This window comes from Lysobacter enzymogenes (assembly GCF_017168095.1).
GTDB lineage: Bacteria > Pseudomonadota > Gammaproteobacteria > Xanthomonadales > Xanthomonadaceae > Lysobacter > Lysobacter enzymogenes_D.
In genome coordinates this window covers 13,717-21,877 of the sequence record NZ_LXSD01000399.1, presented here as the reverse complement: position 1 = coordinate 21,877, position 8,161 = coordinate 13,717, and the positions used below count along the sequence as shown (strand labels likewise).

Below are 8,161 nucleotides of genomic sequence, written 5' to 3'. Positions count from 1 at the left end.
ACGGAGGCGCGGTGGCAGTGGTAGCCGCCGCGTTTGCGGTCGTGATGGCAGCCGTGCCTGTCCAGGCCGCCGCCGTGCGCCGGCGCGGGCGGCGGCGCGCCGACGAGCAGCGCCGCCAGCGCCGCGCTCCATCCGGCGCGTACGCGCCAAGGTTCGATTCGATGCATTGCCTTCCCCCCGTCCTCGCGCCAACGCGGCGCGGGACGGGAAGCGGACACGGCGCCGGCGCTCAGCGCGCGACCGCCGTGCGCGGGGTGAAGTCCACCCGCTGTTGCTCGACGATGCGGCCGTTTTGCTCGCGGCCTTCGACCAGCTCGTAGCCGAGCAGGGCGAATACCCGCGGGCCGACGAAGATCGGGCGGGCGTTGCCGTACCAATCCATGCAGCTGGCCACGCAGCCGTCGTCGCTGTCGCTGCCGGCGGGGCGGCGCGAGGCCAGTTCGCCGAGCGGGCTCAGCGCCAGTTCCTGGTTGCGCAGGTACAGCACCCGCGCGTTGAAGCGGCCGCGCGCGTCGGCGCCGAGCGTGGGCAGGCCGAGCACGCCGTGCCCGGCGCTGTCGGCGCGGTAGAAGAAGCCGTGGCTGCGCTGGTCGGCCTGGGCCGCGCGCGATTGCACGTAGTCGCCGGCGATGCGCGCGCCGGCGTCCAGGCGCAGGCTGGTGAAGTGCAGGTCGCTATCCGCCGATTGATCGGGAATCGGCGGCACGGGCGGCAGCGGCGGCGGCATCGGGACCGGCGGAATGTCGATCACCTCTTCCTCGACCAGCGCGGCGCCGGTGGTGGATTGCAGCAACGATACCGGCACGGATTGCGGCGCGGTGTCGGGCGCGATCTGCGGCGCGACCTGCGGCGCGGTTGCGGCCACCGGTTTCGGCCCGGACTTCGACGCCGGCGGCAGCGGCGCATACGCCGGGCCGATCGCGATGGCGTCCTCGCCCAGCGCGTCCACGCGCTCGACCCAATGCGGCAGCGGCAGCACCGTGGTCGGTTCGCGGCGGGCGTAACGCAGCGCGTACAGGCCCTGCGGCCGGCGCCCGTCATCGCCCCAATAGGCGCCGAAACCGAACACCAGCCAGTCGCCGATGTAGCGCGCGTGCAGCGAGCCGGGCTGGCCGCCGGCTTCGGGCAGCGGGCGATAGTTCGAGGCGGCGGCGATGCCGCGGCCGTCGCCGAATTGGTTCAGGCGCACGCGCAGCAGGGCCAGGTCGCCGGGTTCGACCTGCGCCGCCCACATGCCTTCGCCGCGGCCTTCGCTGGCGACCAGCACGTTGAGCCAGCCGTCGCGTTCGAGGAAGCTCATCTGGTCGATCGGCGCGCCGTCGGCGCGCAGCGCGCCGGGTGCGGAGCCGTCCAGCGGCAGGCGGTAGACGGTGGCGCCGGGGCGCCTGGCGGCGGTCGCGGCCGGCTTCGCTTTCGCGTCGGGCGCCGGCCCGCTCGGGTTCTGCGTCCACACATAGACCGCGTCGCCGGCGACGTAGAAGCTGCGGCCGGGTTCGCCGAGCGCGGCGCTGGAGCGGCAGCGCATCGGCGCGCCGCCCAGGTCGCACACCGTCACCGTGTGCAGGGTCGGCTGCTCGGCGTCGAGCGAATCGGGCCCGTAGTAGATGCGTTGCGCCGGCAACAGCCGCTCGAACTCGCTCGGCAGCGCGCCGGTGCGCCAGCGCCGCAGCGCCGGCAGCGAGGCTTCCGGATGCTGCTCGTCGTAGCCGTGCACGCTCATCGGCGCGTAGAAGATCAGCTGTTTGCCGATCAGCCGGCTGGCGTAGTTGCTGGCCGAGTAATAGTCGCTGCTGCGCAGGTGATAGGTGGCGCGATAGCTCAGCCCGCCGTCGGCGCTGAGGTCGAACAGGCCGATCTCGGTGCCGCCGCGCTCGTAGCTGTAGCCGATCACCACGACCTGGCCGTCGGCGACCAGCATCTCGTCGTACCAGGTGCCGCTGGGGTCGGTGCCCGGCGCGAACGCGTCGACCGAGGAGCGCGCGCGCAGGCCGCCGCCGCCGATGTCGAGGCTGAACAAGCGGCCGCGGCGCAGCACGATCAGGTAATCGCCGTGTTTCTTGACGATGTCGCCTTCGTCGACGCCGGCGGTCTGGACGTTGGTGATCGCATCGCTGGCGGCGGCGGGCGCCGCGTCGGCCATGGGCATCGGCGCGGGCGGCATCTCCATCGGCGCCGGCAGCGCCGGCGCATACAGTTCGGCTTCGCGGCGCAGATGCGCGAACGCCGCGCTCAGCGCCTTGTCGTCGGCGAACGCGGGCAGGGCCTGGGGCGCGGCGGCGGCCGGTGGCGGCGCGGGCGCGGGCTGGCAGGCGCTCAGCAGCAGCGCAGCGGCCAGCGGCCAGGACAGGCGTGGGGACAGCGGGAGCGAAGGCATGCGAGTCGTCCTTGAGGCGGTGTACCGCGATCAACGTCCATGTGGTCCCGACGGGGTTGCGCGCGGGCCGCGCGCGTTCAGGCGTCGAAGTGCTTGCGCACCGCGTCGAAATCCAGCACCGGGCGCACCTCGATCCGGCCGGTGCGGCTCCACGGGAACTCCTGGGCGATGCGCAGCGCCTCGTCCATGTCGGCCGCTTCGATCAGATTGAAGCCGCCCAGATACTCCTTGGCCTCGGCGAAGGGGCCGTCGAGGAAGGTGGTGCGGCCGCTGCGGGTGCGCAGCGACACCGACTGCGCCGGCGGCGCCAGCATCTGCGAATCCATCAGCTTGCCGTCGGCGCGCATCCGGTCGGCGTGCTGCAGGCAGCCGCGCATCATGGTCGCGTACTCGCCGTCGGGCAGGGCTTCGATCAGCGCGTCGTCGTTGTAGATCATCACCAGGAATTTCATTCGCGACCTCGGTGGCGTGGCGGGGCGCGACCGCGAGGCCGCTCGTGCGTGAGCCGCAGGATAGCGCCATCGGCGCAGGCCGATGCAGTGACAAAACGCATGCGGGTTCAGGCTTCGCGCCGCGGTTTCCCGCAGCGCCGGGCCGCGTGGGACCATAACCGTCCGTTCCCCGGCGCCGTCGCCCATCCGCATGCCTCCCGAGTTCGTCTGCCGCCCGATCGCCTACCTGCGCTCTCCTTACGCCCAGCGCATCGACGCGCCGCACCAGTCGACGGTGGTGGCGGGGACCGAAAGCGGCGCGGTGGCGCAGGCTCGGCTGGAATTCGTCGCCGACCTGCCGCCGCAGGCCTACGCCGACCTGGCCGGGTTCGAGCGGATCTGGCTGATCTTCGCCTTCCACCGCAGCCAGGGCTGGAACGCGCAGGTGAAACCGCCGCGCGGCGGGCCCAAGCGCGGGGTGCTGGCCACGCGCTCGCCGCACCGGCCCAATCCGCTGGGGCTGTCGGCGGTGGAACTGGTGGCGGTGGAGGACGGCGCGCTGGTGCTGCGCGGGGTCGATCTGCTCGACGGCACGCCGGTGCTCGACATCAAGCCGTACGTGCCCTACGCCGACGCCTTCGTCGGCGCGCGCGCCGGTTGGATCGATCAGATCGACGCCGCCCAGGGCCGCCATTCCGCGCCCGGCCCGAAGCGGCCGCGGCGGCCGCCGGCGCAGGGCTGAGGCCGCTGCGCGCGCTCGCCGCGGGCGCGTCTCAGCCGGTGGGACGCGGATCGGCATGCTGTCCGGCGCTGCCTTGACGGGGCGTGGCCCCGGCGCTAGTTTCCCAGCCGGTTAACTACCACAGCTCCACATAAGATCGATCCAACTCTTTCGGTCCGTGCCGCCCGGCTTCGGTTCCTGCCCGGCTTCCAGCAAGCGCGGGAGGCCGCGGCGCGGCGTTTCCTCGCTCAGGAGTTCCGACATGACGTCCGACGGTTCCAGCACGCTCGCGGTGGCGCCCGCGCGCACGACCCACCGTATCGAAGAGCGCAGCATCGTTCTGCAACGCATCATCCACGCCCCGCGCGACCTGGTGTTCCTGGCCTGGACCGACCCGGTGCACATCGCGCGCTGGTGGGGCCCGCACGGTTTCCGCAGCGTGGTGCGGCAGATGGACGTGCGCGTGGGCGGGCAGTTCCGCATCTGCATGGTCGGCCCCGACGGCGCCGAGTATCCGATCAAGGGGCTGTACCGGCAGATCGTGGAACCGCAGCGGCTGGTCTACACCGACGACTGGGACGACGAGCGCGCGCCGCAACCGTCGGAAGTGACCGTCGATTTCGCCGAGGTCGGCGCTGAGCAAACGCGGCTGACCGTGGCCATCGCATTCCCCGGCCGCGGCGAGCGCGAGCGCGCGCAGGCGCAGGGGCTGGTGCCGGGCTGGAGCGATTCGTTCGAACGCGTGGACGCGTACCTGGCCGAACGCTGAGGCGCGCGCCGCCCGCGCCTGGGTGCGGGCGGCGGCGTTGCATGTGCGCGCACGGTCTGTTTTGCGCCGCATTGCGCGCGCCGGCGGCATTCGCGCGCAAGCGCCGCTACCATCGCAGCGACCCGCCGTTCCGGCGTTTCGCCACAGCCACCGCCGCGCGCGCCGCGCGCGGCCTTCGCGGAGCCGCCATGCCGCCACAATCGTCCGCAACCCCCGCGCCGGCCGTCCGCGCCGGCGACGCCATCGTGTCCATCCAGGGCCTCACCAAGACCTACGCCGGCGGCTTCCAGGCGCTCAAGCGCATCGACCTGGACATCCGCCGCGGCGAAATCTTCGCCCTGCTCGGGCCCAACGGCGCGGGCAAGACCACGCTGATCAGCATCGTCTGCGGCATCGTCAATCCCGGCGAAGGCCGGGTGCTGGCCGATGGCCACGACATCGTGCGCGACTACCGCGCCGCGCGCGCGGCGATCGGGCTGGTGCCGCAGGAACTGCACACCGACGCCTTCGAAACCGTGTGGGACACGGTGCGCTTCAGCCGCGGCCTGTTCGGCAAGCCGCCCAACCCCGCCTACCTGGAAACGCTGTTGCGCGAGCTGGCGCTGTGGGACAAGCGCGGCGAGAAGATCATGGCCCTGTCCGGCGGCATGAAGCGGCGCGTGCTGATCGCCAAGGCGCTGTCGCACGAGCCGCGCATCCTGTTCCTCGACGAGCCCACCGCCGGCGTCGACGTCGAGCTGCGCCGCGAAATGTGGGCGATGGTGTCGCGCCTGCGCGAGAACGGCACGACCATCATCCTGACCACGCACTACATCGAGGAAGCCGAGGAAATGGCCGACCGGGTCGGGGTGATCAGCAAGGGCGAGATCGTGCTGGTCGAGCAGACCCGCGCGCTGATGCGCAAGCTCGGCAAGAAGCAGCTGACCCTGCAGCTGCAGGCGCCGCTGGCCGCGCTGCCGCCCGGGCTGGCCGGCGACGCGCTGACCCTGTCGGCCGACGGCGGCGAACTGGTCTACACCTTCGACGCCCAGGCCGAGGACACCGGCATCGCCGCCTTGCTCAAGCGGCTGGCCGAGCACGGGATCGAGTTCAAGGATCTGCAGACCGCGCAGAGCTCGCTGGAAGAGATCTTCGTCGAACTGGTCAAGCAGCCGCGCGCGGCGCAGGAGGCGCGGGCATGAACCTGCATGCGATCAAGGCGATCTATTTCTTCGAGATGCATCGCACCTTCCGCACCCTGATGCAGTCCATCGCCACGCCGGTGCTGTCGACCTCGCTGTACTTCATCGTGTTCGGCTCGGCGATCGGTTCGCGCATGGTCGAGATCGGCGGGATCAGCTACGCGGCCTTCATCGTGCCGGGGCTGATCATGATGTCGCTGTTGACCGAGAGCATCTCCAACGCCTCGTTCGGCATCTATCTGCCGAAGTGGTCGGGCACGATCTACGAACTGCTGTCGGCGCCGGTGTCGTTCGTCGAGGCGATCTGCGGCTATGTCGGCGCGGCGGCGACCAAGTCGGTGATCCTGGGCACGCTGATGCTGATCACCGCGCGGTTCTTCGTCGATTTCGAGATCGTGCATCCGCTGTGGATGGTGGTTTTCCTGGTCCTGACCGCGGTCACCTTCAGCCTGTTCGGCTTCATCATCGGGGTATGGGCGGACGGATTCGAGAAGCTGCAGATGATCCCGATGATGATCGTGATGCCGCTGACCTTCCTCGGCGGCAGCTTCTACTCCATCGACATGCTGCCGCCGTTCTGGCGCTCGGTGTCGCTGTTCAACCCGGTGGTGTACTTGGTCAACGGCTTTCGCTGGAGCTTCTACGGCAAGTCGGACGTGGACATCGGCTTGAGCGTGGGGATGACGGCGGGGTTCATGGTGCTGTGCCTGGTCGTGGTGTGGTGGATCTTCCGGACCGGGTACAAGCTCAAGAGCTGAGTCGTTGTTCCCTCTCCCGCTTGCAGGAGAGGGCCAGGGTGAGGGCATGAGCGCCGCAGGCGCGAATTTCGCTGCCGACCGGTACCGCGCGCCCTCACCCCAACCCGCACCCCGGCCCGAACGCAAAGCGTTCGGGCGTTCGGTGCTGCGCGAGCCGATGGCTCGCAAACGCAGCCCCTCACCCCGCAAGCGGGAGAGGGGCTTCAAATCGTATGTTCGGTGCCTGCAAACGCTGCCGTATACCGAAACCGCGGAGTATGCTGCGCCGGTCCCGGCCCGGCCGCGCTGAACGCAGCGCGGTCGTCGCGCCGGACCGCAGCCGGAGCCACCGCGGATGCCCAACGACCACCAGCAACTCCACCGCGGCCTCAGCGAGCGCCACATCCGCCTGATGGCGCTGGGCGCGGCCATCGGCGTCGGCCTGTTCCTCGGCTCGGCCAACGCGATCAAGCTCGCCGGGCCGGGCATCCTGCTGGCCTATCTGCTCGGCGGCGGCGCGATCTTCATCATCATGCGCGCGCTCGGCGAGATGGCGGTGCACAACCCGGTCGCCGGCTCCTTCAGCCGCTACGCGCGCGATTACCTGGGCCCGCTGTCGGGCTACCTGACCGGCTGGAACTACTGGTTCCTGTGGCTGGTGACCTGCGTGGCCGAGATCACCGCGGTCGGCGTGTACATGCAGGTCTGGTTCCCCGGCTCGCCGCAGTGGGCGTGGGCGCTGGCGGCGCTGGTGGCGATGGGCTCGGTCAACCTGATCACGGTCAAGGCCTACGGCGAGTTCGAGTTCTGGTTCGCGATGATCAAGGTGGTGACCATCGTCGCGATGATCCTCGGCGGCCTGGCGATGATCGTGTTCGGCCTGGGCAACGGCGGCGTGGCCATCGGCATCTCCAACCTGTGGGCGCACGGCGGATTCTTCCCCAACGGCGCGCAGGGCGTGCTGATGTCGCTGCAGATGGTGATGTTCGCCTACCTCGGCGTGGAGATGATCGGCCTGACCGCGGGCGAGGCGGCCAACCCGGCCAAGTCGATTCCCGATGCGATCAACTCGGTGTTCTGGCGCATCGTGATCTTCTACGTCGGCGCGCTGTTCGTGATCCTGTCGCTGTACCCGTGGAACGAACTGGGCACCACCGGCAGCCCGTTCGTGCAGACCTTCGAGCGCCTGGGCATCCGCGAGGCCGCCGGCATCATCAACTTCGTGGTCCTGACCGCGGCGCTGTCCTCGTGCAACGGCGGCATCTTCAGCACCGGGCGCATGCTCTACAACCTGGCCCAGCAGAAGCAGGCGCCGGCGCTGTTCGCGCGCACCTCGCCCGGCGGCGTGCCGCGCGCGGCGATCCTGGTGTCGGTGACGGCGCTGCTGATCGGTGTGGCGCTGAACTACCTGGCCCCGGCCAAGGTATTCGTGTGGGTGACGTCCATCGCCACCTTCGGCGCGATCTGGACCTGGGGCGTGATCCTGGTGGCGCACATGAAGTTCCGCGCGCGCCTGAGCGCGGCCGAGCGCGATGCGCTGGCGTTCAAGGCGCCGATGTATCCGCTGGGGTCGTGGATCGCGCTGGCGTTCCTGGTGCTGGTGATCGGGCTGATGGCCTATTTTCCCGACACCCGGGTCGCGTTGATCGTGGGGCCGGCGTTCCTGGTCCTGCTGACGGTGCTGTTCTATGCGCTGGGGTTTCAGCGGCGCGAGGCGGCGGCTTGAGTGGGGCTCGGCGATAAGGAGTGGTCCAGGCGGCGCGGGCTCGGTTCGCGCCGTTCCTGCAGCATCTCCGGCGAGTTTCGTATCTCCCTGCAGGAGCGACGCGAGTCGCGACCAACCGAAGCGACGCAGCTCCGCCGCCACACCCCGAAGCCCCGCAACCCCCCAGACCGTCATTCCGGCGAAAGCCGGAACCCATTTTGACTCTGCTGTTGCCTCTGCCTT

General features: G+C 70.3%; 7 protein-coding genes. 5 read left to right on the top strand and 2 right to left on the bottom strand.

All coding sequences use genetic code 11. The features are described from left to right. Positions 1–229: 229 nt before the first annotated feature. On the bottom strand, positions 230–2,374 hold the full coding sequence (locus A7A76_RS16670; RefSeq protein ID WP_206412251.1) for a beta-propeller domain-containing protein: 2,145 nt from the start codon (positions 2,372–2,374) through the stop codon (positions 230–232). A 77-nt stretch (positions 2,375–2,451) separates the two neighbouring features. Next, the gene (locus A7A76_RS16665) at positions 2,452–2,826 is read right to left on the bottom strand and encodes a YciI family protein (RefSeq protein WP_206412250.1); all 375 of its coding nucleotides are present in this window, start codon (positions 2,824–2,826) and stop codon (positions 2,452–2,454) included. A gap of 190 nt (positions 2,827–3,016) precedes the next feature. Here A7A76_RS16665 and tsaA point away from each other — a divergent pair, with 190 nt between their 5' ends. From tsaA to A7A76_RS16640, 5 genes are all read left to right on the top strand, one after another. Next, positions 3,017–3,547, top strand: coding sequence for a tRNA (N6-threonylcarbamoyladenosine(37)-N6)-methyltransferase TrmO (gene tsaA / locus A7A76_RS16660; RefSeq protein ID WP_206412249.1), 531 nt, complete (start codon positions 3,017–3,019; stop codon positions 3,545–3,547). A gap of 241 nt (positions 3,548–3,788) precedes the next feature. After that, the gene (locus A7A76_RS16655; protein WP_206412248.1) at positions 3,789–4,295 is read left to right on the top strand and encodes an SRPBCC domain-containing protein; all 507 of its coding nucleotides are present in this window, start codon (positions 3,789–3,791) and stop codon (positions 4,293–4,295) included. 188 nt (positions 4,296–4,483) lie between these two features. After that, complete coding sequence (locus tag A7A76_RS16650; RefSeq protein WP_206412247.1) at positions 4,484–5,476, top strand: ABC transporter ATP-binding protein; 993 nt, start codon at positions 4,484–4,486, stop codon at positions 5,474–5,476. Next, entirely contained in the window at positions 5,473–6,234 is a 762-nt protein-coding gene (locus A7A76_RS16645; protein ID WP_206412246.1) for an ABC transporter permease, read from the top strand. Before A7A76_RS16650 ends, A7A76_RS16645 begins: the two co-directional genes overlap by 4 nt. A gap of 334 nt (positions 6,235–6,568) precedes the next feature. Further along, complete coding sequence (locus A7A76_RS16640) at positions 6,569–7,939, top strand: amino acid permease (protein WP_206412245.1); 1,371 nt, start codon at positions 6,569–6,571, stop codon at positions 7,937–7,939. The last annotated feature ends 222 nt before the right edge of the window (positions 7,940–8,161 follow it).

Bases quoted from the DNA above. Each gene is read 5' to 3' on its own strand.
- A7A76_RS16670 (WP_206412251.1), bottom strand. From the start codon at position 2,374: ATGCCTTCGCTCCCGCTGTCCCCACGCCTGTCCTGGCCGCTGGCCGCT.
- A7A76_RS16665 (WP_206412250.1), bottom strand. From the start codon at position 2,826: ATGAAATTCCTGGTGATGATCTACAACGACGACGCGCTGATCGAAGCC.
- tsaA (WP_206412249.1), top strand. From the start codon at position 3,017: ATGCCTCCCGAGTTCGTCTGCCGCCCGATCGCCTACCTGCGCTCTCCT.
- A7A76_RS16655 (WP_206412248.1), top strand. From the start codon at position 3,789: ATGACGTCCGACGGTTCCAGCACGCTCGCGGTGGCGCCCGCGCGCACG.
- A7A76_RS16650 (WP_206412247.1), top strand. From the start codon at position 4,484: ATGCCGCCACAATCGTCCGCAACCCCCGCGCCGGCCGTCCGCGCCGGC.
- A7A76_RS16645 (WP_206412246.1), top strand. From the start codon at position 5,473: ATGAACCTGCATGCGATCAAGGCGATCTATTTCTTCGAGATGCATCGC.
- A7A76_RS16640 (WP_206412245.1), top strand. From the start codon at position 6,569: ATGCCCAACGACCACCAGCAACTCCACCGCGGCCTCAGCGAGCGCCAC.